The organism is Hyphomicrobium sp. 01T421, from assembly GCF_056398805.1.
Map to the genome: position 1 here is coordinate 1836926 of NZ_JBFTQC010000001.1, position 25575 is coordinate 1862500.

A 25575-nucleotide genomic window follows, 5' to 3' on the forward strand; every position below is an offset into this window, starting at 1 on the left:
CCGGGCCGGACAATGTCGGCATCGTCGATCTTGCGACGCTGACTTCAATGATCGGGCTGGAGTTTCTCACCGCCATGATGCGCGGCGATCTGCCGGGACCGCCAATTTCGAAGACGCTCGGCTTCCGTCTGGTCGAAGCGGAGGAGGGGCGGACGGTGTTCGTTTCTGAACCTCGCGAAGAGCACTACAACCCCATTCGAACCGTACACGCAGGGTATACAGCGACGCTGCTCGACTCCTGCATGGCGTGCGCGGTGCTTTCGACGCTTCCAAAGGGCACCGGTTTCACGACGATGGAATTCAAGGTTTCGTTGCTCCGTCCGATGACGAAAGATACCGGCACCGTTCGTGCCGAAGGAACACTGCTGTCGCGCGGGCGACGGGGCGCGGCGGCCGAAGGGCGATTGACGGACACCAGAGGCAAGCTCATCGCGCACGCGACGACGACGTGCCTGATCTACCCTTTCTGAGATCTACCCTTTCTAAGGCAACTCGCGATTTGTGCGCGCTTGCCATTCCGCCCAGCCTTTGGCGCGAAGATCGCAAGCCGGGCACGCGCCGCAGCCATAGCCCCACTCGTGACGGTTCGTGCGGTCGCCCAAGTAGCAGGTGTGGGTGTCTTCGAGGATGATCTGGATCAGGTCGTCGCCACCGAGTTTCGACGCCATTTCCCAAGTTGCGGCCTTGTCGATGAACATCAGCGGGGTTTCGATGGCGACGGGTGTCGCCAGTCCCAACGACAGGGACTGCGCCATCGCCTGTATCGTATCGTTGCGGCAATCCGGGTAACCGGAGAAGTCCGTTTCGCACATGCCGCCGACGAGTGTGGCGATACCGCGCCGGTATCCGAGCGCTGCGGCATAGGTGAGGAATAGTAGATTGCGCCCCGGCACGAACGTCGTCGGCAATCCGGTGGCCGCAAACGTAATTTCCGTCTCGCGGGTGAGCGCGGTATCGCTGATGCTTTGGAGGGCGGGCAAGTCGAGGACCGTATCGCCACCGAGTCGCCGTCCCGCAGGACCGAGGCGCGCGAGCTTCGAGCGTATGACGGCGCGCTGCTCGAGTTCGACGCTGTGGCGCTGTCCGTACCTGAATCCGACCGTTTCGACGCGGTCATACCGATCAAGCGCCCAGGCCAGGCATACGGTCGAGTCCTGGCCACCCGAAAAAAGAACAAGAGCAGAAGATTCCGGCACGGGGTGACGATTCTTTCTCAGAAGGGCTGTGGATGGCTCCGTTTTGGGATGAAAACCCTCCGGGACCGCTTATTTAGCGCAACCCCGGCATCTCGGGTGTGTTTCTCTTTTATCGTCGAACACGTTATCTCACTCGATCTCACTGGCACTTCTCTACAGTCACCTGGCCCATAGGGTAGTCGCAGACCGCCCGGCGGGTCTTTGCTGCACCGACATTAGGGTTTAATAACCGGGCGCGAAACTCCCGAAAACGCCCCTTCCCGACACAAGATCCAACACCAGGAACGCACATGACCGCTATCGTCGACATCATCGGCCGCGAAATCCTCGACAGCAGAGGCAATCCGACGGTCGAAGTGGATGTGCTTCTCGAAGACGGATCAGAGGGACGCGCGGCCGTACCGTCGGGTGCTTCGACCGGGGCGCATGAAGCGATCGAGCTCAGGGACGGGGACAATGAGCGCTACCAGGGCAAGGGCGTCTGGAAAGCGGTCGATGCCGTCAATGGCGAGATCTTCGATGCGCTTTCAGGCATGGATGCCGAAGAGCAGCGCGGGATCGACGCGGCGTTGCTTCAGCTCGATGGAACGGACAACAAGAGCCGCCTTGGCGCCAACGCCATTCTCGGCGTCTCGCTTGCCGTCGCGAAGGCAGCCGCGCGTTCGAACGATCTTCCGCTCTATCGCTATATCGGCGGCGTCAACGCGCACATTCTTCCCGTGCCGATGATGAACATCATCAACGGCGGGGCTCACGCCGACAATCCGATCGACATCCAAGAATTCATGATCATGCCGGTTGCGGCCGAGTCATGCGCGGACGCCATCCGCATCGGCGCTGAAATCTTCCACACCTTGAAGAAGAACCTCAAGGACGCTGGCCATAATACTTCAGTCGGAGACGAGGGCGGCTTCGCACCGAACCTGAAGAGCGCCGACGAAGCTCTGACCTTCATCATGAAATCGATCGAGAAGGCCGGTTACAAGCCGGGCGACGACGTGATGCTGGCGCTCGATTGCGCCTCGACCGAATACTACAAGAACGGGAAGTATCAGCTCACAGGCGAAGGCAAGTCGCTCGACAGCGCCAGCAACGCCAAATATCTTGAGGATCTCGTGAACCGTTTTCCGATCATCTCGATCGAAGACGGAATGGCCGAGGACGACTGGGCCGGATGGAAGATCTTGACCGATTTGATCGGCAAGCGCGTTCAGCTGGTCGGCGACGATCTCTTCGTGACGAATACGGAACGTCTTGCCGAAGGTATCGACAAAGGCATCGCGAACTCTATCCTCGTGAAGGTCAACCAGATCGGCTCATTGTCGGAGACGCTGGACGCTGTGAGCATGGCGCAGCGCGCTGGGTATTCGGCAGTCATGTCGCATCGTTCGGGTGAAACGGAAGACTCGACGATTGCCGATCTCGCCGTTGCGACGAATTGTGGTCAGATCAAAACGGGATCGCTGTCGCGCTCGGACCGTTTGGCAAAATACAACCAGCTCATCCGGATCGAAGAAGAACTCGGCGCAGTCGCGGTTTACGCGGGCCGGTCGATCCTGAAGCGCACGTCGCGATAGCGGAGCCTGAAGACGGCTCTCGGCCAGCCAATGCGAGCTGTCGTCTTAGGCCCGTTAATGTGGCTTTTTATTGAGCTTTTATTGCTCTTTCTCGCGGTAATGTGACGCCGGAACGCTACTACGTTCCGCGCGTTTCGTTCCCATGAGTGTAAGCGTAATGCGTCAAACGAGATCAGTCACTTTCCGAGGCGCGAACCACGCGCGGAGGATCGATCATTTTCGCCGCCGTGCCTGGGTTCAGCGCCGGGCGTCCCGGCAAAACATCGAGCCACTGCAGCCAACGCGCGAGCATATTCCCGGCGAATTTCCTGAGCCGCCGAAATCCAAAGCGTGGGCCTTGCTACGCCGCGGCATTGGCCTGGCGTCGGATTTGGTAATACTCATTCTTGCCGCGCCGTTTTTTGCCGTCTGGTTCCTCTATCGGCTCGTCATGCGTGGGATACGCGGCAAAGACTGATTTTCGGAATGTGATCGGGTTCGTGTCTTAGCAGCGGAACGCTGCCGCCGGCCGGTGCGTTTCCTCCTCGCAAGGAAAGAAACCAAAGGATGGATACGCCATGAAGAAACTCATTGCGGCATGCGCGTTCGCAGCCCTGTTCGGTGTTGCGCCGGCAATCGCAGCTGATACGTCCACGGATAACCAGCCGAGTTCGCCGTCGAGTTCGGGGCCGGGCGTCAAGGGTGATCCCGGCGGGAAAAATGGTCCCGCGATGGACGCGAACGGCAACACATCAAACAGCGGCGCAGGCACAGGGGAGCAGGGTATGTCACCTTCCCAGGATGCGACCGGTGTGAAGGGTGCGGAAGACAGCACCAACGGTCCGTCCAATAAGAAGCCTGGCGATTCGTCGAAGTAATCGACTTGAAGGCCCCGGCCTCCGGGGTCTTCTTTTCATAGGTGGAAACGGCAGGCGGGGGCCCGTTCTCTTTTGGAGAAAGGATTTCCTGTAATGCGCGTTGATATGGCATCGGCCGTGACGCTGCTCATCGCGAGCGTGACGGTTTCATGGACTCAGGCCGCAACAGCGCAGTCAGCGGATCAATCGCTCCCCGAGAGCATGCGAATTCAGCAAAGCGTGACGCAACAGAATGCCCGCGACGCGGCGCGCGCGCTTCAACAAAATCCCCGCACGTCGACTGAGGCTCCGGGAAGTCTCGGCGCACCGGTGGAAACAAAGCGTATCGATCCGGCTGCTCCGAATTCGCAACGTCTTCAGATCGATGATGGCGTGAGCGCAGCAGTCCGGAAGAATCCGGACGCGAGCGGGCTGCACCCAGGTTCGTCCGGAAGTTCCTACAACACGATCCTACGTGGTGCTCCATCGAATAACGGTTTGAGCACGGGGACATCCGGTGCCGGGCTTCCGGCACCGGGATCATCGGCTACCGGGTCTGCGCGCGCTGGGGCCGCAGCGGGCTCCGGCGGTAGTTCGTCCGGCGGCAGCCGCTAGCTGGCGTTCATGCTGGGATCGTAGGTCCCGGCGTCCAGTCGTTAATCGATATTAATCATGTCAGCCGCTGGCATGTCGTTTGCTCGTTATCGGCGATCCCCCCTGGCTCGATAGGGCCGGGGTGGGTCGTTTTTTCATGACGAGATGCGGGCGGAGATAGACGTGTTTTTGGATAAACCTCATGCCGAGGCCGTCACGGATCGGCTCGCCGCGCCGTCCACGAAGCGCGGGATCGATGCCGCCGACATTCTCGCGGCACTTTGGCGCCGTAAGCTTTTTCTGCTGATTTGCGGGCTTTTAGGCGCGGGCTTCGCCGTGACGCTGTCGAAGTTCGTTCCGCACCGGTACGTCGCCACGGCCGAGCTTCTCGTTGATCCGCGGGACCTTCGCCTCCTCGACAAAGAGGTCATGCCACGGGCCGGCGAATCCGATTCCGGCATCACGGTCGTCGAAAGCCAGGTTCAGGTTCTGTCGTCGAACAGTGTTCTAAAACGAGCCATCAAGGCATTGGGTCTTCAAAATGACCCGGAGTTCAATGGCACTCAAGGCAATGCTTTGACGACCGCATTGCCCGGGCTCGCCGGGTATTTGGGTTCCGAGCCGAAAGGCGATTGGGAAACGGCGGCGCTGCAGACGTTGCAGCAGCGGATCGGCGTCAAAAGACCTGAGCGGACGTTCGTCATCGAGATGTCCGTCAGCTCAAACGATCCGAACAAGTCGGCGCGGATCGCCGACGCCATCATCGCCGCATATCTCGAGGATCAGGCGCAATATCGTTCGTCGAGCAATGAGGGCGCAGCAGAGGCTCTGGATTCAGGTCTCAAGGCCATGAAGGACCAGGTCAACGCAGCAGAAGAAAAAATTGCTGCCTACAAGGCGGCGAACGACCTCGGCCTCGCGAGCGGCAAGCTCGTCGTCGAGCAGCAGCTTACCGATGCGAACAATCAGTTGGCTCTGGCGCGGGCCGCGACAGACCGCATCAAAGCGCAGATGGACGATATTCAAACATCGCGCGCGACGCCCGAGTCGATCCCGGAGATCATGGCTTCGCAGACGTTGATCAATTTGAAAAAGCAGCTCGCCACGGTTTCGGCGGAGCGCGCCCGGTTTGCCGCTCAATTGATGCCGAAGCATCCCGTGATGGTGACGATGGCCCAACAGGAGCGCGCCGTCAGGTCGGAAATGGACCGCGAGATTCTTCGCGTCCTTGGAAGCATCCGCCATGACTACGAACGAGCCAAGGCCAATGAGCAATCGTTGGCAGATGCCGTTCAACGTCTCAAAGGCGAAATGAACGAGGCGGCGAAGGCACAAATCGAGTTGCGCGAATTGGAGCGCAATTTCGAGGTTACACAGAGCCTTTATCAGCAGTCGGTGGCGCGATCGCGCGAGACGCGCGAGCAGTCGCGGCTCAACACGACGAACGTGCGCATCATTTCGTCAGCGATGCCGCTTCCGGCACGCGTGTTTCCGCCTCGCGGTGTTATCCTGGCGATCCTCGGCTTCCTGATCGGGCAGGCATTGGCTGCCGCGGCCATCCTGCTTCCTCTCGTGCGGGGCCTTTTCGAGGCGCCCAACTCCGTAAGTGCGACGGGAGCCAGCAGCGACAGCACGATGCGGTCCGCACGCGAGTGGGATAAGGAAGCTCCGCTAAATACAACGCAAAACGCTGCAACCGTGAGCAAGGTCGAGGCCGCCGTTGACGCCAGTGCCGACGAAGTCTCCAGAGGTGCCGTGAGGGCGCCTACGCTCGTCAAAGCGAGCCACGGCGTTTCCAGAGAGAATGACGTGGTTCCGCTGTCGCCTCGCCGGTTGGTCAGCGACATGCGCGCCGCTTCGCGTGCGGCGCAGACGGTGTGGCTACGCGACGGCACTTCGGCAATGGCATCGCTCGCGCGCATCGCTGCGATCTCGCCGGATACGGCGTTCGCCGATCACATTCGGACACTCCACGCTTACCTCGGGGGCCGAGCGAGTTCCGATGTGCTGCGGACAGTTTGGTTCGTCTCCAATCATGGCGTGCCGATAAAGCCTGTCATCGCACTCGCTTTCGCGTACGCGTGTGTCGCGGAAGGCAAAAAGGTTTTGATCGTTGACGGCGACGTGCGCACACCCGGACTTACACGCTTGCTGGTGGCCGATGGCGCGTTGAGCGCGAGCACAGCTCAGGCGGCGAGGGGAAAGATCAGCAAGACACGAGATCCGAACCTCGATCTCCTCATCGTCAACAAGCCAGACGCTTCTTCGATCCTCGCGTCGCTGGATGAAGCTAAGCGATCCTACGATGTCGTCATCGTCGATGCGCGGGCCGATGCCCTGTCGCGCGATCTCGATGCCGCGAACCAGGTGCTCTTCGTTTCATCCAATCGGCCCAACGACACTGTTGCGTTCGACACGGACGTTGATGCCCTGACGAAGGATATGCCGCGTCTTTGCGGAACGATCCTCACGGCGAAGGGTCTTGCAAGCCCCACTGCGGCAGTCGCTGTGCATGCCATCTAAGCTTAGCCGCCGCAACTTCATTGCCGGGGCGACCGCTGCGAGCGCTTTTCCGGCATCGAAGTTGGCGCAGGCGGGAGGTCAATCGAGGTTCGACGTCGCGGGCAATCAGCTCCGTTTCGGCGGGCGTCCCATTCGTTTGCTGGGTGTCGGTGTCGGCGATCCGGTGTACGTGCGTGGCGAACGGCCCCTCAGCGATTATGAGGTTCTTGCACGCGATTGGCGCTCGACGGCCGTGCGGATCAGTGTTCATCCCGGACATTGGCGTCACGATCGGGAGCATACACTCGCGGCGCTAGAGCGCGATGTGACCGCTGCACGAGCCGCGGGACTTTTCGTGATCATCGATTGGCATGCGATCGGCTTTCCCGGGCGTTACGCCGAGCCTGTCGATCCCAGTTGGGGTCTGCCACTCGACGCATTCGCTTCCGATGATGTGCTGGCTCTGGATTTTTGGCGGCGGGTGTCTGCGCGTTTCGGCAAAGATCCCGGTGTTCTTTTCGAACTTTGGAATGAGCCGGTTTACGACGGCAAGTTGTGGCGAAGCACTGGCGAACATTGGCCGGTTCTCAAAGCGCTCTGGCTGCAGCTGATCAATGAAATCAGATCGCGATCCGATGCGATCATCATCGCAGCGGGCGGGCGGTGGGCACATGATCTCAAGGGCGTCGCGAAGAACCTGATCGATGACGAGCGGGTCATCTATTCGTGGCATTGCTATCCCAACGAGGACCGCGGCGTCGCTTCACGCTGGCCGGACTGCCTCGACGGGCTTCCGGCCGTCAAACCTGTCGTCGTGACCGAATGGGGCTTCAGCAGGGACGGGGATGGTGCCATCAGAGGCACGCCGGAAGACTTCGGCATTCCATTCACCCGCGATGTTCTAGAACCGCTCAAGCTTCATTCAATGGCGTGGTGCTTCAGTTCCGGGGCGACGCCGAGGATGCTCGCGCCGGATGGTGTCTCAACGACCGAGTACGGCGCGTTCGTCAAAGACTATCTGGCACGTTCGTGGCGTCCTGAGACTTGATCCGAGAGCGAACAAAGATGGCAACGATGAAAGGTGAAGTTGGCGCCGCTGCACCGGATGCAAGCGATCTTGTGCGCGTCGTTGGTCCATTCCTTTTGCTTGTCGTGCTGCTTGTCTATTGGATTTCGTTCGAGCCGTTTCACGACCGCTCGGGCGCCGATCTCGCCGGGCCTCTCGAGGGCGGCAATATTGCCAATCAGATTGCCTTCCCGCTGCTATTTATCGTGTTGGCCGGCTTTACGCTCGCGACGAAGCCGAACCACTTTCGCAGCGTCGCCGCGTTTCCGTTTGTTGCGTTCATGGTTTGGCTGCTGATCACGAATATCGTCTCCGGCGATCCGGCGACGGGTTTAAAGCGCGGCCTATTCGAGGTCATCTCGATGACGATTGCGGCGATGGCCGTGGGGCTGCCACAGAGCCCGCGTCAGTTCGCCAATCAACTCGCGATCGCTGCTTTCGCCGTGCTCGTTCTTTGCTACGTGGGCGTTGCGTTCCTCCCGTCGCTTTCTATCCACTCGGCCGGCGACACCTTGGAGAGGGAACTCGCGGGCAACTGGCGCGGGTTCTTCAGTCACAAGAATGAAGCTGGGGCGATGATGGTCGTCCTCATCTTCTCGGGGCTATTCATCGCTGAAATAGGCAAGAGGTGGGCCGGCTGGCTGATCGTCGGCGCGGCGTCCGTGTTCCTGCTGTTCTCGGTGTCGAAGACGTCGATTGCGCTGGTGCCGTTTACGCTGATCTTAGCGGCGCTGGTCTACCGGGCGCGGAGCGGTTGGTTTCGCGCCGTCCTCGTCCTGCTGCCGCTTGTTTTTCTGAACGTTGCAACGGTCGGATCGAGCTGGTCAGGTCCAATCAGATCACTCGTCGCCCTTGTGCTTCCCGATGCCACCTTCACGGGTCGAACGGATCTTTGGCGCTTCTCTCTAGAGCAAACAGCGGCGCATCCGATTTTCGGCTACGGGCTTACGGGTCCATGGCGGACGAATGAGCTCATGTACCGCGACAAGCTTCCCGCGGAGCCGGAGGATATTTCGGGTTGGGTGGAAGAACTCGGAACGGATTCTCATAACAGCTATCTCGAAGCGGCGCTTCAATTCGGCATTCCCGGTTTGGTATTGCTGCTGATTGCCGTGATCTATGTTCCGCTGCGGGACTTTGGGGTTGCATCACGATTGTCGAACAACCCGGCGCTCGTTCGCTATTTCCTCAGGCTGTGGATCTACGTCCTCTTCACGGCGTCGCTGGAGACCGTGCTCGTCTCGCGGAACAATCCGGTCTGGTTCATGGCTCTGATGGCGATTGTCGGGATGCATTTGCTCGCGCGTTTCCCCGTCGCCGAAGAGGATCGACGCTGAGTCTTCCGGTCAGGCGCGAACGCCGATGCCGCGCAAGGCTTCGTCGACCGACAGGCATGGAATTCCGCGCGCCATTGCGGCGGTCACAGCCATTTCGAGATGAGCGGGGGAGCAGCCGATCCAGCTCGGGCTGGGCGTCACGTCGTGGGTATAGAAAATGACCCATGCGTTCGTCGCGATCGCCTGGTCGAGAATTGCGTTGATCGATTGCTCGGTGCTCGTTCGATCATACAGCTCGACCGATCGAAGCATCGCCAGATCGATCAAGCCCGAGTTCAAACCACCGTAGATGCTGCGGCAGCTGCTGAACGTTTTGTCGAGGTCGAACTTCCGCGGGAACGAAACATTCCCGAATGGATAGGCGAAATTTTTGCTCACAGCGTTGCCACAAATGTCGCGAAGGGCATTGAAGCACTGTTGCGTTTCGCGCGCGAGGCCGGATCGGGTCAAGCTCTGCACTTTGACGTGGCTATATGTGTGACAACCGATTTCGTGGCCGGCTCGAGCGAGCGCTCCTACGTCGCGCTTATCGATGACGGTCCAATGCTCGTCCTCGGTTCCGCAGATGCCGGGCGCGACGTAGAAGGTGCCGCGTACGCCATATCGATCAAGGATGCGAGCGCCATTCGTCCGAGCGGAATCGGGCACATCGTCGAAGGTGAAGCTCACGATCGGATGGCTGTTTTTCGCGAAGATCGGCTTCGTCGGCACGATGCGCGCCAGATAGCGCGAGGCGCTTGCACAAAGCCCCGCAACGCGCTTCGGCGTTACTTCGGCGCGACTTCCTTGGTCCATTCCGCTGATCGCGTTGATGCCGTCCATGGTGTCACCCGAGTTCCAGATTGGAGATGAGGAATGCCGCGGCTCGTCGCGTGGTATGCCGTTCGGCGGCGCGTCTCAGCGAAGCCCTGTCAGTCGGCGTATCGAGCGCAAGCTCGATCGCGTTCGAGAGCGCTTTCGTATCGCCGACCGGCACGAGGCCGCCGAGGCGACCGCCTTCGAGAACTTCTCGAGGTCCATAAGGGCAATCGGTTGAAACGACGGCGGTGCCGCAGGCGAGAGCTTCGATCAGCACGTTGCCGAGCCCTTCGAACTTCGACGAGCTGACGAGCACGTCGGCTTTCAGAAGCCATTCGAACGGATCGTTCGTTGCGCCCACGAGCGTTACGCGTTCTTGAAGATCAAGGCGCGCGATGCTGTCTTCGAGGGCCTTCCGCATCGGACCTTCGCCAACAATGACGAGACGCGCGGGCACGCGCTTCACGAGATCGGCGAATGCTTCGATCAATGTCAGATGGTCTTTTTCGGGTGACAGGCGGCCAATAGCGACGAGCAAACCTTTCTCGCGTGTTTCGGCGGTTCCCTTTCCGAGCGCTAACCGCGCAGCCATCGATGGATCGATGACAGCGTTCGATGTCATCACGTTGATCCGCTCAGCCGGGACACCGAAATTCAACATGAGGTCGCGGCGAGCGCCTTCCGTCAAGGTGAGGACGCGCTCGGCGCGACTGTAGACATATCCGGCGGCGCGGAAGGCGAGGCGATTCTGAAGATACGGGTCGAGGCCTTTCGCAATCGAGGGCGCTGTCACTTCGCGCAGCACGAGGCGCGGGCGTGTTTTCGGCGAGAGCAATCGCGTGGCGGCGAACGCCGCGACGTTGGGGGCGGCTTCAGAACTGAAGAGCACCGTCGGCTGCAATTTCCGGATCGCGTTCCTGAGAGGGATGACTGCCGTTGCGAGGCGCTTCGCGGACACGTGAATGATGCGGACGCCGTCCGCCACGAACTGTCTCAGCCGGCCTTCGGGAACGAGCGTGAGAATGCTGACCTCGATGCCGGTTTCGAACAGGCTGTTCGCCAGCAGGATGGCGTCGCGCTGAGCGCCTCCGCCGTGGAGGGCGCGGATGAAGAATGCGACGTGCGGTCGAGAGGTCACGGCCTCGACCGCATCGGCGCCCGCGGTGGGCGCTCGRCCAACATCGCCTTCGAGGTTGGCATGGAAAGTGGACTTCCGATTTGTCCCATGAAGCATCATGGGGACGGTCCATGCCAAAAGCGTGCCTGAATCGACAACGATCAGGCGCGGTCGTCGAAAATGAAAACGAGACGTGTCCCAAAATTGGGCAGTTGTTCAGTGGTGCAGTAAGGCTTTCCCGTAATGATTTTGCGCCACGCTGTGATCTATATCGGCTCGCGAGTGTTCGCCGCGGCGCTCAACTTGCTTTCGGTCGCCCTCTTCGCGCGTCTTGCGGGGCCCGAGACGTTCGGCGCTTACCTTCTCTATCTTGCTTCGGCGTACATCATTTACGGCTTCGCCATTCAATGGCTGAGGATGTCGTTTTTTGCCGTCTATACGGCTGACCATTCGCTTTCGATCGTCGGCACGTTCATTCGCGCGATGTCTGTCTTGGTCGGTCTGGTCGCCGTCATAGGTGGGTTAACTGTTTGGGCGGGTATCTTCAGCCGCGATGCGGTGGCGGGCACCGTCTTGCCGACGATCGGCCTCGCGGTATTCGAGACGTTTTATGAGATCGCGCGTGCGCGACTGAAGGTAGAGCTGGTTGGGGTCGCCGTGCTTCTTCGAGCGCTTTTCGTTCCGGTCGGCGGGGCTCTGGCCTTCGAATTAACGGGAACCGCGACTGGCCTTGCCGCGGGCGTTGCGCTCGCTAACGTTTTGGCGGCGGCGCCATTGATCCGGGAGGGTTGGCAGGCGGTCAGAGAGAAGTTCTCCGCCGGTATTGCGCGTCAATATTTGAAGTACGGCTCGCCGCTGATCTTGGCTTTCGGCATCAATGCCGCCGGACAAAGCGGCGATCGATTGCTTCTCGCAAAGTTCGACAGCGTCGGGGCGGTCGGTCCGTATGGCGCCGTCAGCGATCTCATTAAGCAAAGTCTCGTCGTGGTATCCGAGGCGGTCGCGGGATCTTACATGCCGCACGCAAAACGCGCCGCAAGTGATGGCGACAGCGCTGGAACGACGCTCATTCTAACCGAAGCGTTCCGCGCGTATTCGTTCATAACGGCCTTTGGATCGGCGTTTATTTTGTGCTTTGCGCCCGACTTGGTCCACGTGCTTTTCGGCGAGGCTTACGCGAAGGCCGCCGGGTCGCTGGTCCCAATCTTTACGTTGGCGACGGCCCTTTACGTATTTCGGGCGTTCTACTTCGGTCAGGCGATCTATTTCCTGGAGAGTTCGTCGGCCGAACTCTATGCTTCGACCGCGACCGTGGTTGCGGGAGCTGCAACGGCGCTTCTGCTCATTCCATCTTATGGTGCGGCCGGTGCGGCTTTGGCCATGCTGGCGGCGCAGGGCGCGGGTTGTCTCGTTGCGGCGCTCGCGGCGCGACGGTGGCAAGCCATGCCGCTTCCCATCCTCGATCTTTTTGGAATAGCCGGTATTGCAGCAGCCGCGGCCTTTCTGGCCGATGCCGCTGATCTGCTGCCATTGGGCGATGTAGTGATATCGGCGCTTAAACTTGCTGCGCTCGGCCTCGGGGCGTGCCTCGTGATCAAGGTGTACGATATCTTCGGTATCGGCGTCTGGACGCGGCAACTCACGCTCCGCAAGCTGGCTGCTGTGAGATTGGTCTAAGAACCGCGCGGCGCTATTCGGCTGCGACGACCAGTTCGTTATAGGCCGCGAGCATTCGGCTGCGCGAATATTTGGCGCGGATTGCCTGAGCGAACGTATCGACATCGACGTTTGTTTGCGTTCGCCGGCGTTGGGCTCTGATCGCTGCTGCGAATGCCAGCGTGTCATCGGGGTCGATGAAGCTTACAGGTTCGCTGCCGCCGACGGAGAGAACTTCGCGCAAGACGGGAAGGTCTGCTGCAACGATCGCAACGCCGGCCATCGCTGCTTCAACCGCCGCTAGCCCGAACGTTTCCCATTTGGACGGAAACACGAACACGTCGACTGCGCCGAGAAGATCGCCGACCGCCTCCCGAGAAACAATTCCCAAGAAGTGGATTCGATCTGCAACTCCAAGCGCGCGTGCTTGTTCGCGTAGGTCGTTCTCGTTCGGTCCGCCGCCCGCAAGGATAAGCCGGGCGCCGGTCACATGGGGCAGAGCGCGTATGATCTGATGCTGGCCCTTCTGATCGCAAAGTCTGCCGGCGTTCAGAAGCAGCAGTCCGTCGTCCGGAATAACGTAGCGAGGCAAGACTTCGGCGCGCGGATGACGTGCTTTCGGTGCGTCAAGCCCGTGATCGATCCTGCGCAGGTTTCTGCGGTAGCGCTGCGGATAATGACGGAAGGCGTGCTCGGTCGCGGCGGAGTTCGCGATGTTGACGCTGTAGAGCCCCGCCGACCCCATGACTGTATCGAGCAGGCGGACTGCGGGGTGAATTTCGTCCGGCATCGCTGTTTGGTGCACGATGCGCCGTTTGCAGCCGATGAGAGCTCCAATGAGGCCGACGATGACAGACGCCGTCGATTGATAGGCGATGAGCGTGTCAGGCCTCGTCCTCGCGATTGTCATGATCGCGCCTGCAACGCCGCGCAGCTTCTGAGCGGTGGTGGCGCTGATGCCGGGGTAAATGAAGCGTGTCTCGACGCGGGCGCCGCCGCGTTGAAGTCCGTCAGAGATCATCTGGGCGAGCGCTTCGACGCCGCCGCCTTCGTTGCTGTGAACGAGTTGCAAGACGGAGGTGCTGCTGCCGCTTCGGCCATGATTTGCCGAGTGCGGCTCGAGCAATCGAATGTCGTCTTCCGGATGAGTGGCCGCGCCTGCCGTCGCGAGACGCGCGTCGGTTAACAAAGTCTTTCGCGATGCCCCAAACTGGAACTTGGTTTGTTGCAACGGTAGTGCTCCCCTTGGCCGGCAATGATTTTTGGTTCGTTGGAGCATGCCGTTGCAAACCAGCAGCCAATTGGCATGCGTTGAGGCGGCAACTCTGCGGACTCTGGATCATTCGGGAGCGGAAGGTGCGCAGTCGCCACAGGCGCCGCCGTGAATGCGAGTTGGCGCTGTCCTTGCTTAGCGTCACGTGCCTTCGCGACACCACATCGGAGCTCCGTGTAACCCCTGTGTCTCTCCAATCATCGTCTCAGTTCTCTCCAGGCGCCGGCCGTATTGACCGGATTTCGGCGTACCGCGTTCCGATTTGGAACGGTGTTCAATTTGAAACGGCACTTCCTGTCTTGGGGGACCGCTAAGTGCCGATGTCCGACATCGCGGCTGCGCGGGAGCCAGCGACTGAAGGCGGCTGTTCCGTCTCCGACGTCACGATCATCGGTGCGGGCGCCGCCGGTTCGATGGCTGCGATCGTTCTGGCGCGGCGGGGGATTTCCGTCACGCTTGTCGACATGCGTGCCAAACATCCTCCGGAATTTCGCTGCGAAAAAATTGTCGACGACCAACTCGAGCTGATCGAGCAACTTCAACTTCTCGACCTCCTGAAGCCGGTTGCAACGCGCGTCGACCGGATGCTGGTCGTGCGGCCCGGCAACATTCAGGAGTTGCGTAAAACGACCGAATACGGATTCAGCTATCAGGACCTCATCAATTCATTGCGGGCGAATGTTCCCGGACGCGTGCGGTTCGTCAACGAGCGGGTTGCGAAGATTCGTAACAGCGAAGAGATACAGACCATCGAACTCGCCAATGGCGAAACGCTTTCGACGCGTCTCGTCGTGCTGGCGACCGGGCTGGCGCAGGGGCTACGTCAAAACCTCGGCATGACGCTCGATACCGTGCATCATCATCACTCGCTCTGCGTCGGCTTTTCGGTGCGACCAGGTGCAGGTCAGAAATTCAATTTTCCGGCGCTGACGTATTACAGCGAGCGTCTTGAAAGCGGCATCGCTTACATCACGCTGTTTCCGATGGGCGACGTGATGCGCGCCAATCTCTTCACCTACCACGGCTATCAGGATCCGTTTGTCGCCGCGATCAGAAGCAATCCGGTTTCGACGCTTTACGGCTCCATGCCCGGGCTCGAGAAATTTCTCGGATCGTTCGAGATGACCGATGGCGTTCGGATCAGAATGATAGATCTCGATCGCGTGGCGAACCACCGTCAGCACGGCGTTGTTTTGATCGGCGATGCGTTTCAGACGTCATGCCCCGCGACCGGCACGGGATTGACGCGGTGCATGAACGACGTCGCGCGTTTGTCGGAGCACATTGACGATTGGCTTGCTGCGCCCGGCATGAGCCGGGACAAACTCGCGTCATTCTACGATGATCGCCGGAAGACGTCAGTCGATGAAAAGGCGACCTATGCAGCCCATTATGCGCGCAAATTCGCGACCGATCGGAGCCTGAGCTGGGATCTCCGGCGCATCAAGACTGTTCTGCGATCTCGCTTCAACATCATGGAAGCTTCTCTCGCGGAACGATTGAGCCTGCTGTCGGCATCTTGATCGAATAGCGTCTTGACCGAATAGCTTCTGGCCGAGAACTAGGACGCCAGGCGCGGGAGCCTATCGGCAATCGAGCGTGCGAGCGCCATCAGTTTCGGCTTCCGCGAAATATAAGCGATGGCTTTTCTGCGAGCGATGAAGGGCGTGCCGCGCAAACTCAGCGGGGTTGTCAATTCCGCCATCGGCACAGGCGAAACGCCAAACTCGTCCTTATACCGGTGCGCGCCCACCGACAGATCAAAGGTACGGCAGCCTTCGGCATGAAGCTCTTCGAGGGCCTGATGTATGATCATCTTGCCCAATCCGAGCGGCCGCCATGAAGGATCTTGCGACTGGCTCATCCGTATGAGCGTAGTGTGATCGTTATTCTTGAGGGCGAAGAATGTCGCGACGATTTCGGCATCGGTCGCGAGTACGAACATCACCGCGTGCCCGGTCACGAGACCGCGCAAAAGCTGACGGCGATAGAACTCTTGGTAGACCGGCTCATTGAACACATGCTTGGCGCCGCGGGCGGCCAAGCGCGAGGTTTGTTGTTCCTGGAGCACTTCGAGGGCTTCGACCGCCTCATCGTTATTCGCGATGCGTCGCAGCCGACCCCCGTTCTCGTTCACGAACTTGGTCGCGCGGCGGCGTAGTTCCCGGCGCGCAGATTTGCTGAGCGTCGACAGGTATTCGTCCCAATTGTCGCCGAGCGATACGATATGGCCGCTCAGATCGCTGCTTTCGATGCCGGAAAGCGTCGTCATGGGGTTCACGTTCGAGCCGAGCGACAACGGCATCTTTTGCAGCGTCAGGACGTCCGCCGGCGGAAGCGCTCGCAGAATGGCCGGCCAAATTTCCCGGTCGAAGCCCTGAAAATCGTAGTCCGTGCGAGCGAGGGGGGCGTTGTAGTCCGTAATCCATAGATCCGCGAATTCGATCCGTCTGATCCCGCTCTGAGAGTGCCGCATGAGCGGGATCATCATGAGATCACGGCCGGAGCTTCGCTCTACAACACTGACGATGACTGGTTCGACGCCGGTGGCCGTGAAGGATTCGTACCAATTTCCGATCCAATGGGCCGTTTGAAAGGGCGACGCAAATGCGTGCCGCTCAAGCGCGTGCCAGCGATCGGAAACGGAACTCCATGTCGAGGCGATTTCGACGGAGAGATTTGGATTGATGAAAGCGTTCAAAAGTAAATCCGGGGCATGGGGATACGACACGGCGAACCGCGCCGTCCGAAGGTTGCACAATGGATGCCAGCCCGCTGTCTCGCAGGAAGAATTTATGTCATTCAAAAACTAACGTTCTGCTAGCAGGCCGCTGGAGAGCGTTAGAATTTGCGCTCGATGAGCCGGAGGCTCATCATTTTGACGGCGATATGCTGCTGGTTGCGTGAGCCGGGCTCAACTCGTTGTCGATGTCGATGGATTTACATCCACCCGCGCGGAGCAATTCATTGACGCGATCGGCGTCGCGGCGCAGTTCCGCTAATTTCGCGACCTTATCGGGATCGAGGTTTTTCTGCCCTTCCAGATGCTGTATCCAGCCGACGAGGTTGTCCGAGCCGAGTTCGAGCGAACCCTGCAGCTGCTTTATTTTTGCGATATGCTGTTGGACGAATGCTGTCGGTTCGGCGCAAGGATCGCTGGATGTTTGAACCGGAGTTTTGTGGTGCTTCGCCGAACCTTCTCCGGGCAACCCGGTGAGGCCGCAAATCAACGCCGCGCCCGCGAGGGCGGCTAGGCGAAGACGGTTCGTGGGAGGGTGCCTCGGCATCAAATTCCGCGTCTGAGCATTCGTGGTTGATCGAGTCGCGTTTCGCAAAAAGTAGCGCAGACGGAATATTTGCGGAATGCGACGTTCGGCGATGTTTGAACGCCGATATCGATCACAGCGGATTAGATACGGCAAATAGGACGGGCCGGTGGCAATCCACCCGCCGATGTGCGCAGACGAGGTTTGTGAGATTCGCGTATGGTGCTCAACGGCATTTCCGGGCGACGGGCGAGACCAGTGATTCACATGAGTGATTCTGGCGCTGTTGTACTCGGACACAACCTTGGGTCGGCGAATTCATACAGTTCTGAAATGCTCACGCAGACAACCCGGCTCATTTGTGGTCATGGCGCAATCCCGGGATTGAAAAAGGTGGATGCTGTTCGATGCCAGGGGCCGAGCAACTAGCTTCCCGGAAATAGTTCCGATAACTTTGCCGGGCTCAGCGGGGGCGTGGGGCAGGGGGAATTCGGAACGTGACGTTTCGTGCAATCTTCAATTTGACTGGCAGCATGCTGGTCGCCGCGGGATTGTCCGCGTGCGCCGGTTCGGCGCCGTCTTTGCCGTCTGCCCAATACCTCGCTTCGCCCGAAAAAGACGAAGAGCCGAAGGCGATTTCGGATCCGAACGAAGCGTTCAACCGCGCTGTCTTCGACAGCAACCAGAAGTTCAATCACGCCGTTCTCTATCCTGCAGCGAAAGCCTACAACGAGAACGTTCCGCAGGCGGTGCGCGATAGGGTCGAAGCCTTCTCGACGAACCTTTCTGAGCCGATGGTGTTTGCGAACGACATTCTGCAGCTTCGTCCGCAGGCGGCGGCAACCACGCTCGGACGTTTCGCTTTGAATTCGACGCTCGGCGTCGGCGGCCTGTTCGACGTTGCGGTGACGCAGGGTCTCGATCACCAGTCAGGCGATTTCGGCCAGACCATGTATGTCTGGGGCTATCGTGACAGCAGCTACCTGGTGCTGCCGATCGTCGGTCCGACAAACGTCAGAGATGCGATGGGTAGCACTATCGAGTTTGCTGCGCAGTTGGATTCGGGTGCGATTCTTCCCGCATCGCTCTTGTCGATGAAGAGCGTCGCGGATTTTATCGAAGACGTTCAACCCGTGACAAATGCCGTCGGCGTCGCGGGAACGGTGTCGAGCCCGCTCACCAATCTCAGCAAAGCGCAGGATATGGAGACGCTCGAGGACAGTTCGCTCGACTTCTATACGATGCTCAGAAGCGTGACGGATCAGAAGCGTCAGGCGGAACTGCAGGAAGCATTGGATACGAGCGCTCTGACGAGCACGCCACCCGCGCCCGATCCCAATGAGATCGAGCCCGTGACCGTGATCGTTTCGTCGCCGACGATGCTGGAAGTGCGGCGAGTCGTCGATGCGTCCAAGACCGCAAGTCCCGCCACCGGCACCATGGTGATCATCGGGCCGCCGGTGCCGGCGGAAGCGCCGATCGCGCGGTGATCGGAATCACAACACGTCATTCCGGCTGATGCATTCAGGTTGAGGCAATAGCGAATCGCGCTTGGCCGTCGACGTTATTTGCCGCGCCGGGCTGCGCCGTCAGATTGGCACAAGGCCACGCACAGAGATTGGACGCCAGGAATCGAGCTGCTTGCGCGAACGTTTTTGGCGTTCCTGCGCGAGGCCCGACGCGAGCCTCCGTGGCAAGGTGCGATATGTTGAAAAGAGCAACAGCTCAGGTCGGCGACGAAAATGAGCAGTCGCTCATCATCGGCAAGGCGCCGTTGGTTCGTCATCTCTATGAAGGACGAGACATCACGCCGATTTGGAACGGACTGTTGGCGCGTGTCACCGCCGATCCGAACGACGCCGCGGCGTTCCTGGATCTTTCAACGATTTTGTACACGTTGGGCCAGCCCGATAAGGCGGTGCTTGCGCAGACAGCGGCGCTCGACATTCGCTCGACTTTTCACATCCAAAATGGGCGAGGCACGGGCCCAAGAATTCTCGTTTTCGTGACGGCCGGTGACTTCATGGCCAACACGCCAATCGAGTTTCTTCTGGAGGCCTCGGACGCGAACGTTCTGCTGCACTATGTCGACGCCGGCACGAGAGATCTCTCCAGCGTGCCCGATCATGATGTTGCGTTCGTCGCTATCGGCGAGTCCCCCGCCAATCGGCCTGTCCTTCAGAGGCTCGAACGGCTCCTGATTGGGTGGGCGATGCCCATCATGAACGATGCGCCTTTGCGGATCGTCGCACTCACTCGGGATGGGGTCGCGGAGAGCTTCGTTGATGAGCCGTCGATCTTGGCGCCTCCGACAGTCAGCGTTTCGCGCAACACGCTCGAGCAAATAGCGGCGCGTCAATTTCCGCTCGGCGGTATGGATTATCCGATCATCGTGCGGCCCGTCGGAACGCACGCCGGCAAATCCATGGAAAAAATCACGAACGTAGAAGAGCTCAGCCGCTACCTCGAAGGCCGATCGGAGGCTGAGTATTATATCGCGCCTTTCGTCGACTACAGCGGGCCGGACGGCAAATTCCGGAAGCAGCGAATTGCATTCATCGATGGCAAGGCATACGCCAGTCATCTCGCCGTTTCCGATCATTGGATGGTGCACTACCTCAGTGCAGGCATGGCAAAATACGCGGATCGGCGCGCAGAAGAAGCGGCGTGGATGCGCGATTTCGATAGCGATTTCGCCGCTCGTCATGCGGTCGCGTTCGAAGCGCTGCATAGACGATTGGGCTTGGATTATTTCGCGATCGATTGCGCGGAGCTTCCCGATGGCCGCCTCCTGTTGTTCGAAGCCGACGTCGCCATGATCGTTCACTCGATGGATTCAGACGTTACGTTTCCCTACAAAAAGCAGGCAATGAGCAAACTGTTCGACGCATTCGAAAATGCGCTGCAACGGCGCATCCAACCCAAGATGATCAGCGCGGCATGAGCGACATTCACTTCCGGAGATTTTGATGGTCGCGACGTTGCGCACTATTCACAACGGGTTTGCGAACACTGGCTCTGTTTCCGATACCAACGCAGGGCAGCCGCTTTCGTCTGTTTCGCTCCTGCTCGGAAGCGGCGGCGACAGACGCATCTGGTCGGATGCCGTCACCGGGCGCAACCGCTACGGCACGCTGACAAAACCTGCGAGCGATGAAATCTCGTTCTCGTCGACGACGGCGAGCAACGTATCGGCAGAGGGCTATGCTGCTGCCGACCGCGCGTTGAAGCGTCTCGTCGGTGCGGATGCGGTTACATCGATCCCATACGACGAATGGTTCGACGACGTGCGCGACGGCGTTCGCCGCAGCCTCGCCGTGGCGGACGCCGAGGTCATTCTGGCGGCATCGGGAACGGACGCGGAAATTCTTGCGCTCTGCCTCGTTGCGGGACTTTCGGCGCGGCCAATCACCAACATCTTCATCGCCCCTGACGAGACCGGAAACGGAATTCCGCTTGCGGCGGCGGGCCGTCATTTTTCAGATCTGACCGCGCTTGGCCGCGCAGTCGATAGCGGTGAGCTTCTCGAGGGGCTTTCGGCCGGCCGCATCTCGGTGAGAACGGTTCCGATCCGAAATGAAACGGGCGAGCAACGTACGCGGGAAGCGATCGATTACGCCGTCGCGGAGCTTGTCGAACAGGAATTGAGGAGCGGGCGCGATGTTCTCGTGCACGTGCTCGATACTTCGAAGACGGGATTGGAAGGCGTATCCAGGGAAGCGGCGCGCCAACTTGCGGCCGCCGCACCCGGCCGCGTGCGCATTCTGATCGATGCTTGCCAGCTGCGTTGTCCGCTCAGTCAGCTGCGGCAGGATCTCAAGGACGGGTTCCTCGTCGCTGTGACGGGTTCGAAGCTCGCGGCGGGTCCGCCGTTTTCGGGCGCTTTGTTGATCCCGGCGGCAACCGTCGACGAACTGGCTCAGTGCCGGAATATTCCGGCCGGTCTCGCGGAATATACAGCGGCGCAGGACTGGCCAGCATCCCTTCGCCAACGGACCGATTTCGGTTTCAAATCGGAAATGAATATCGGGCTGAGCTTGCGATGGGTGGCGGCACTCGCGAACCTTGCGCCTTACGCAGCCGTCCATGAAATGTTTCAAGCTCAGATCAAACAGCACTTCGTCGATGCCGTCATCGCTCGTGTAGCGGACATCAAGGGCGTCGCGCTCCATCCTGATGACGAGGGCGCATATCTGGCGTCGCGTGGCATCGTTCCGTTGACGGTCCGCGGCGGCACCGGAGGCTTTGTGTCCTTCGATGAAGCGCAGGCCGATCAGATGGCGCTGAGAAGTGCTGCCGGTGGTCCGATTTGCCATATCGGCCAGGCTGTGCGTATCGGCCCTCGCGTTGCGCTTCGCATCGGAGCTTCGGCGACCGATGTCGCCGGGATTGCCGCGCGTATAGCTTTGGGCCAGACCCTGGAGGACGCGTTCAAGCCGATCGAGGCCGATCTCGATACGGTCTTCGCGAAGTGGTCGGGTATCCGCCGGCATCCCGGAAGCGCATGACCGGCCGGGACGGAGAGACGTGGCCTCCCGATCGTTTGCGCGATCTCGATCCGGCCGACTGGGCGGAATTTCGCCGTCTCGCTCACGCTGCGCTGGACGACATCATCACGCACATCCAGACCGTCAGAGAGAGAGCTGTCTGGCAGCCGGTTCCCGATGAAACGCGCAATCGTTTCGCTCGGCCTTTGCCAGTTGTGGCCCGAGATCTGAGCGACGTACTTGCCGACGTCAGAACGCAGGTCTTGCCGTTTGCGTCCGGCAATTTGCATCCGCGTTTCATGGGTTGGGCGCAGGGCGCCGGGACGCCCGTCGGCATGGTTGCGGACATGGTGGCTGCCGGTTTGAACATGAATTGCGGTGGCCGCGACCACATCGGGATTGAAGTCGAACGTCAGATCGTTCGCTGGATGGCCGAGGCGTTCGGGTATCCGGACGGCGCGAGCGGGTTGCTGCTCACGGGCTCATCGATGGCGAATTTTCTGGCGGTCACCATCGCCAAGGTCAACGCGATGGGACCCAAGAGCCGAGAGACGGGCCTCAGAAGCGCGGACGGTCAGCTCGTCGCTTATACGTCGGCCGAGGCTCACAGCTGCATAGCGCAGGCGATGCAACTCTCGGGCATCGGATCAGCGAATTTGCGGAAGATCGAGGTCGACGCCGCGGGGAGACTGCGGCCCAAAGCTTTGAAGGCTTCGATCACAGCCGATCGCGCGGCGGGATTCTTTCCGTTCCTTATCGTTGCGACTGCCGGAACCGTGAACACGGGGGCGATCGATCCGCTTGCGGACATTGCTCGGGTCGCATCGGAAGAAAAGCTATGGTTTCACGTCGATGGCGCAATCGGCGCGCTGTCGATTTTTTCACCGCCGCTTCGGCATGTTTGCTCAGGGATCGAGATGTCGGACTCGGTCGCGCTCGATTTTCACAAGTGGGGTCACGTTCCCTACGAGGCAGGTTTCCTGCTCGTGAGAGACGGGGATGCACATAGGCGCGCTTTCACGGAATCCGCTGCCTACCTGCAACGCGCGGAGAGGGGACTTGCGGCAGGCGAGACGTGGCCGTGTGACCTCGGTCCGGATCTCTCGCGCGGGTTCCGTGCTCTCAAGACGTGGATGACAATCGAAACGTTAGGAACGGCGCGGATTGGCGACGCCATCCTGCACACCTGCGAGCTGGCGAGCTATCTCGCGGAGCAGGTGAGGCAGAGTTCGATATTCGAGCTGAAGGCACCGGTCGCTCTCAACATCGTCTGCTTCGGCCTCAAAGGTGGAAACAGCGAGGCGAACCGCCAACTCGTAATGGATCTTCAGGAAGCGGGGACGGCTGCACCTTCATGGACGACGATCGAAGGCGAGGTCGTGATCCGTTGCGCGATATTCAATCACCGGACGACGCGCGCCGATATCGATCAGTTCATGGACGCGATCAGCAGCTTGGCAAGGGAAGCTTAGGAGCAGTTACTCCAAGTCCTACCAACGGCGGGGTTGGCGTCCTCTACGAGCATCCCAGCGGGCGCGCGAATAGACTTCGACCGCGCCATTAGGCCGGCGCCAATTCGGAAACAGGCCAAAGTAGGGAAGCGGATACGGCGACGCGTAGATGTAGCCGTTTGCCTCGTAAAGATTGTTGTAAGGCTGCGAGATGATGACCGGGGGCGGCAGAACTTCCTCAAAGTAGGCGTCGTCCGGCGGGGGGTAGCTGCCACCGAAATCCGCGGCCGATGCGGATGATGCAGTGAGACCTACAGCCGCGAATGCAGCGAGCGCGATAAGCGTTTTCATTGATGAGAAATTGTCCCCGCGAAGCCGATCAATGGAACAGCGCAAACACGACCCAAGCGAGCGTCATCAAGCATATGATGGCGAGGGTCAGGCCAAAGTTTTTCCGCTCGCGCTCCGGGTAGGATCTGAAATTGTGGTGGGTGGTCATCGGTGGTTACGCAACTCGGTTTGGTCTGTTCCGAGGCTATTGTCGGCTTAGCGGGTAATGATCCCGTTAAGGTAGGCTGCCAAATTGTCTGAGAGAGCCAGTGTGGCTGAGCAAGGTATCGCCGTCACTTCTGATACTGATCGTCGGTGACGTGCTCCATCCAGTCGACGACTTTTTCATTCAGCGCTTCCTGGACGGCGATGTGGCTCATGCCGTTTGCTGGCGTTGCGCCGTGCCAATGTTTTTCGCCCGGCGGAAACCACACGACGTCTCCGGGCCGGATTTCTTCGATCGGACCCCCGTCGCGCTGAGCCCAGCCGAGGCCCGTCATCACGATCAAAGTTTGTCCGAGGGGATGGGTATGCCAAGCGGTGCGGGCGCCGGGTTCGAATGTCACCAGTGCGCCGGCGACGCGTGCGGGTTCGGGTGCTTGGAGGAGCGGATCGATCCGGACGTAGCCAGTAAAGTACTCCGCTGAACCCTTGGCCGACGGCTGAGAGCCGCTGCGCGTGATCTTCATCGGGATTTCCTTTGCATGTGCGAGGCGATCTGGTCGAGCGGGGCCAACGCCGGCGTTAAAGCAACGCTCCGCTGTCGCATTGGTGCGCATCAGCTTACATCACTGCGAGGCGCAGGTGGGTAATGGGTTTGTTGGGGATCTGCGTGACGGCGTCGATGCCTGCTCTGGGAGCAAAGGCATTATTCCCGGCTGGCAAACAGCCTAAGGCTCATCGAAGGGGGATTTGCAGCCGGCGCTGCGTTCAGTCGATGCCGGCATGCCCGCCGCCCGACTGGCGCCGGAGCCTCAGCGACTTGACGACGAAGCTCACTGCAATCGTCGCCGCAATAGGAATAAAGGCGGCCGCAGCGATTTGCGGCAGCGAACTCAGCACAGCGTAGAAAGAATAGCCCATGGCATACTCCGGAGATCGGCTTAGCAACGTCGAAGAACGCTGCATGTTCCTTTCCGGTTAAAATTTCTTTTGCGGCGGAGTGCCGTCACTCGCTAGGCGGGTTGAGCGATGGCGTCTTGAGGCTTGAAGAGAACGTCGAAGCCGTTCTTGCTTGCGCGGGTTTGGTCTCAAGGCGCGCCTCGGAGCGGGAACGCCGGGGTGTTCGGGGGTGTTTGCCGATCAGCGAACAACCGAGGACGTTTCTCAATGAACCCGAGCGAACAGAAAAAGCATCTCTACGACCTGCTGAAAGATTTCTCGACGGCCATGCTGGCTTCGCGGACCGCCGACGGCGGGCTACATGCGCGGCCGATGGCGGTGGCCGAACTCAAGCCCGACGCGCACGCGTATTTCGTGACGGATGCGCGGTCACCCAAGGTATCGGAGATCGAAGCCCACCCCGAGGTGTTGGTGACGTTTCAGAGCTCTTCTGAATTTGCGACGCTTTACGGATCAGCGTCTGTCGTTCGGGATCGCGCCCTGATCGACCGGCTGTGGTCGGAAGCTTGGCGCGTTTGGTTCCCCGGCGGGAAGGATGACCCGAACCTGGTGATGATCAGCGTCGCGCCGAAATCGGGTGAGTACTGGGACAACAGCGGCACCGAAGGCATTAAGTACGTTTTCGCAGGATTGAGGGCCTATTTCAAGGGTGAGCGTGCCAACCCCAGCGAAACCATAAACGCAAAGGTTAGGCTCGGCTCGTGAATGGGACGGGACGACCGCTTCGACGCCGCGTTGTCCGCAACGTGTATCGGCGGCTCCCGGAAAGTCGTCGCTCGTCGGGAGTGCTGCCGGCATTCGCGCGGGCTTCCGCGCTTGGGTGCGGCAGATGTGACGCTTGTCAAATTTCTGACATCGCCGTCGCCGTGCTCGACCACGATTTCCCGGGTGATCGGCTTTTTGCGGCCCAGTAAAACTGAGCCTTTGCGGGCCCTTGTGGATTATTCGACTCGGCGTTCCGAGGGTG

Annotated in this window: 23 protein-coding genes; 14 read left to right on the forward strand and 9 right to left on the reverse strand. The window is 60.0% G+C overall.

Annotated elements, in window-relative coordinates; translation table 11 throughout:
* Positions 1-47 precede the first annotated feature (47 nt).
* Positions 48-470, forward strand: coding sequence for a PaaI family thioesterase (locus tag AC1DK3_RS08380; protein WP_477192888.1), 423 nt, complete (start codon positions 48-50; stop codon positions 468-470).
* A gap of 12 nt (positions 471-482) precedes the next feature.
* Here the strand turns inward: AC1DK3_RS08380 and queC are convergent, their stop codons facing one another.
* A complete protein-coding gene (gene queC, locus AC1DK3_RS08385; RefSeq protein ID WP_477191778.1) occupies positions 483-1196 on the reverse strand; it encodes a 7-cyano-7-deazaguanine synthase QueC in 714 nt (237 codons plus the stop codon).
* A 290-nt stretch (positions 1197-1486) separates the two neighbouring features.
* Between queC and eno the strand changes: the two genes are divergently transcribed.
* The 6 genes from eno to AC1DK3_RS08415 all read left to right on the forward strand — a co-directional run bounded on the left by eno (position 1487) and on the right by AC1DK3_RS08415 (position 9108).
* Complete coding sequence (gene eno / locus AC1DK3_RS08390; protein WP_477191779.1) at positions 1487-2773, forward strand: phosphopyruvate hydratase; 1287 nt, start codon at positions 1487-1489, stop codon at positions 2771-2773.
* Positions 2774-3330: 557 nt separating this feature from the next.
* Positions 3331-3630, forward strand: a complete 300-nt coding sequence (locus AC1DK3_RS08395; RefSeq protein WP_477191780.1) for a hypothetical protein — start codon at positions 3331-3333, stop codon at positions 3628-3630.
* 93 nt (positions 3631-3723) lie between these two features.
* Positions 3724-4224: a hypothetical protein gene (locus tag AC1DK3_RS08400; RefSeq protein WP_477191781.1), complete on the forward strand. Its 501-nt coding sequence runs from the start codon at positions 3724-3726 to the stop codon at positions 4222-4224.
* Positions 4225-4386: 162 nt separating this feature from the next.
* Positions 4387-6726 (forward strand): exopolysaccharide transport family protein, encoded by a 2340-nt coding sequence (locus AC1DK3_RS08405; RefSeq protein WP_477191782.1) that lies wholly within the window; start codon positions 4387-4389, stop codon positions 6724-6726.
* Complete coding sequence (locus AC1DK3_RS08410; protein ID WP_477191783.1) at positions 6716-7753, forward strand: glycoside hydrolase family 5 protein; 1038 nt, start codon at positions 6716-6718, stop codon at positions 7751-7753. The genes AC1DK3_RS08405 and AC1DK3_RS08410 overlap by 11 nt, the downstream gene beginning before the upstream one ends.
* 17 nt (positions 7754-7770) lie before the next feature.
* Positions 7771-9108, forward strand: a complete 1338-nt coding sequence (locus AC1DK3_RS08415) for an O-antigen ligase family protein (RefSeq protein ID WP_477191784.1) — start codon at positions 7771-7773, stop codon at positions 9106-9108.
* Positions 9109-9117: 9 nt separating this feature from the next.
* Here the strand turns inward: AC1DK3_RS08415 and AC1DK3_RS08420 are convergent, their stop codons facing one another.
* Positions 9118-9930, reverse strand: coding sequence for a polysaccharide deacetylase family protein (locus tag AC1DK3_RS08420; protein ID WP_477191785.1), 813 nt, complete (start codon positions 9928-9930; stop codon positions 9118-9120).
* A gap of 4 nt (positions 9931-9934) precedes the next feature.
* The gene (locus AC1DK3_RS08425) at positions 9935-11143 is read right to left on the reverse strand and encodes a glycosyltransferase (protein WP_477191786.1); all 1209 of its coding nucleotides are present in this window, start codon (positions 11141-11143) and stop codon (positions 9935-9937) included.
* 123 nt (positions 11144-11266) lie between these two features.
* Between AC1DK3_RS08425 and AC1DK3_RS08430 the strand changes: the two genes are divergently transcribed.
* Positions 11267-12700 carry a lipopolysaccharide biosynthesis protein gene (locus AC1DK3_RS08430; protein ID WP_477191787.1) on the forward strand — a complete coding sequence of 478 codons (1434 nt, stop codon included), beginning with the start codon at positions 11267-11269 and terminating at the stop codon, positions 12698-12700.
* Between the two features lie 13 nt (positions 12701-12713).
* On the opposite strand, the gene AC1DK3_RS08435 is transcribed toward AC1DK3_RS08430, so the two are convergent.
* Positions 12714-13910: a glycosyltransferase gene (locus AC1DK3_RS08435; RefSeq protein ID WP_477191788.1), complete on the reverse strand. Its 1197-nt coding sequence runs from the start codon at positions 13908-13910 to the stop codon at positions 12714-12716.
* Between the two features lie 362 nt (positions 13911-14272).
* Between AC1DK3_RS08435 and AC1DK3_RS08440 the strand changes: the two genes are divergently transcribed.
* Entirely contained in the window at positions 14273-15475 is a 1203-nt protein-coding gene (locus tag AC1DK3_RS08440) for an NAD(P)/FAD-dependent oxidoreductase (RefSeq protein WP_477191789.1), read from the forward strand.
* Between the two features lie 38 nt (positions 15476-15513).
* Here AC1DK3_RS08440 and AC1DK3_RS08445 read toward each other — a convergent pair whose 3' ends face one another.
* On the reverse strand, positions 15514-16653 hold the full coding sequence (locus AC1DK3_RS08445) for a GNAT family N-acetyltransferase (RefSeq protein ID WP_477191790.1): 1140 nt from the start codon (positions 16651-16653) through the stop codon (positions 15514-15516).
* A 172-nt stretch (positions 16654-16825) separates the two neighbouring features.
* Complete coding sequence (locus AC1DK3_RS08450) at positions 16826-17239, reverse strand: hypothetical protein (RefSeq protein WP_477191791.1); 414 nt, start codon at positions 17237-17239, stop codon at positions 16826-16828.
* Between the two features lie 476 nt (positions 17240-17715).
* Here AC1DK3_RS08450 and AC1DK3_RS08455 point away from each other — a divergent pair, with 476 nt between their 5' ends.
* The 4 genes from AC1DK3_RS08455 (at position 17716) to AC1DK3_RS08470 (ending at position 23177) form a co-directional block, all read left to right on the forward strand.
* A complete protein-coding gene (locus AC1DK3_RS08455; protein WP_477191792.1) occupies positions 17716-18708 on the forward strand; it encodes an MlaA family lipoprotein in 993 nt (330 codons plus the stop codon).
* 215 nt (positions 18709-18923) lie between these two features.
* Complete coding sequence (locus AC1DK3_RS08460; RefSeq protein ID WP_477191793.1) at positions 18924-20162, forward strand: ATP-grasp domain-containing protein; 1239 nt, start codon at positions 18924-18926, stop codon at positions 20160-20162.
* Between the two features lie 25 nt (positions 20163-20187).
* Positions 20188-21726 carry a hypothetical protein gene (locus AC1DK3_RS08465; protein ID WP_477191794.1) on the forward strand — a complete coding sequence of 513 codons (1539 nt, stop codon included), beginning with the start codon at positions 20188-20190 and terminating at the stop codon, positions 21724-21726.
* On the forward strand, positions 21723-23177 hold the full coding sequence (locus tag AC1DK3_RS08470) for a pyridoxal phosphate-dependent decarboxylase family protein (RefSeq protein WP_477191795.1): 1455 nt from the start codon (positions 21723-21725) through the stop codon (positions 23175-23177). Before AC1DK3_RS08465 ends, AC1DK3_RS08470 begins: the two co-directional genes overlap by 4 nt.
* 18 nt (positions 23178-23195) lie before the next feature.
* Here the strand turns inward: AC1DK3_RS08470 and AC1DK3_RS08475 are convergent, their stop codons facing one another.
* From AC1DK3_RS08475 to AC1DK3_RS08485, 3 genes are all read right to left on the reverse strand, one after another.
* Entirely contained in the window at positions 23196-23507 is a 312-nt protein-coding gene (locus tag AC1DK3_RS08475) for a hypothetical protein (protein ID WP_477191796.1), read from the reverse strand.
* 272 nt (positions 23508-23779) lie between these two features.
* Complete coding sequence (locus AC1DK3_RS08480) at positions 23780-24175, reverse strand: (R)-mandelonitrile lyase (RefSeq protein WP_477191797.1); 396 nt, start codon at positions 24173-24175, stop codon at positions 23780-23782.
* 241 nt (positions 24176-24416) lie between these two features.
* The gene (locus AC1DK3_RS08485) at positions 24417-24569 is read right to left on the reverse strand and encodes a hypothetical protein (protein ID WP_477191798.1); all 153 of its coding nucleotides are present in this window, start codon (positions 24567-24569) and stop codon (positions 24417-24419) included.
* A gap of 246 nt (positions 24570-24815) precedes the next feature.
* Between AC1DK3_RS08485 and AC1DK3_RS08490 the strand changes: the two genes are divergently transcribed.
* Positions 24816-25313: a pyridoxamine 5'-phosphate oxidase family protein gene (locus AC1DK3_RS08490; protein ID WP_477191799.1), complete on the forward strand. Its 498-nt coding sequence runs from the start codon at positions 24816-24818 to the stop codon at positions 25311-25313.
* Positions 25314-25575: the final 262 nt, after the last annotated feature.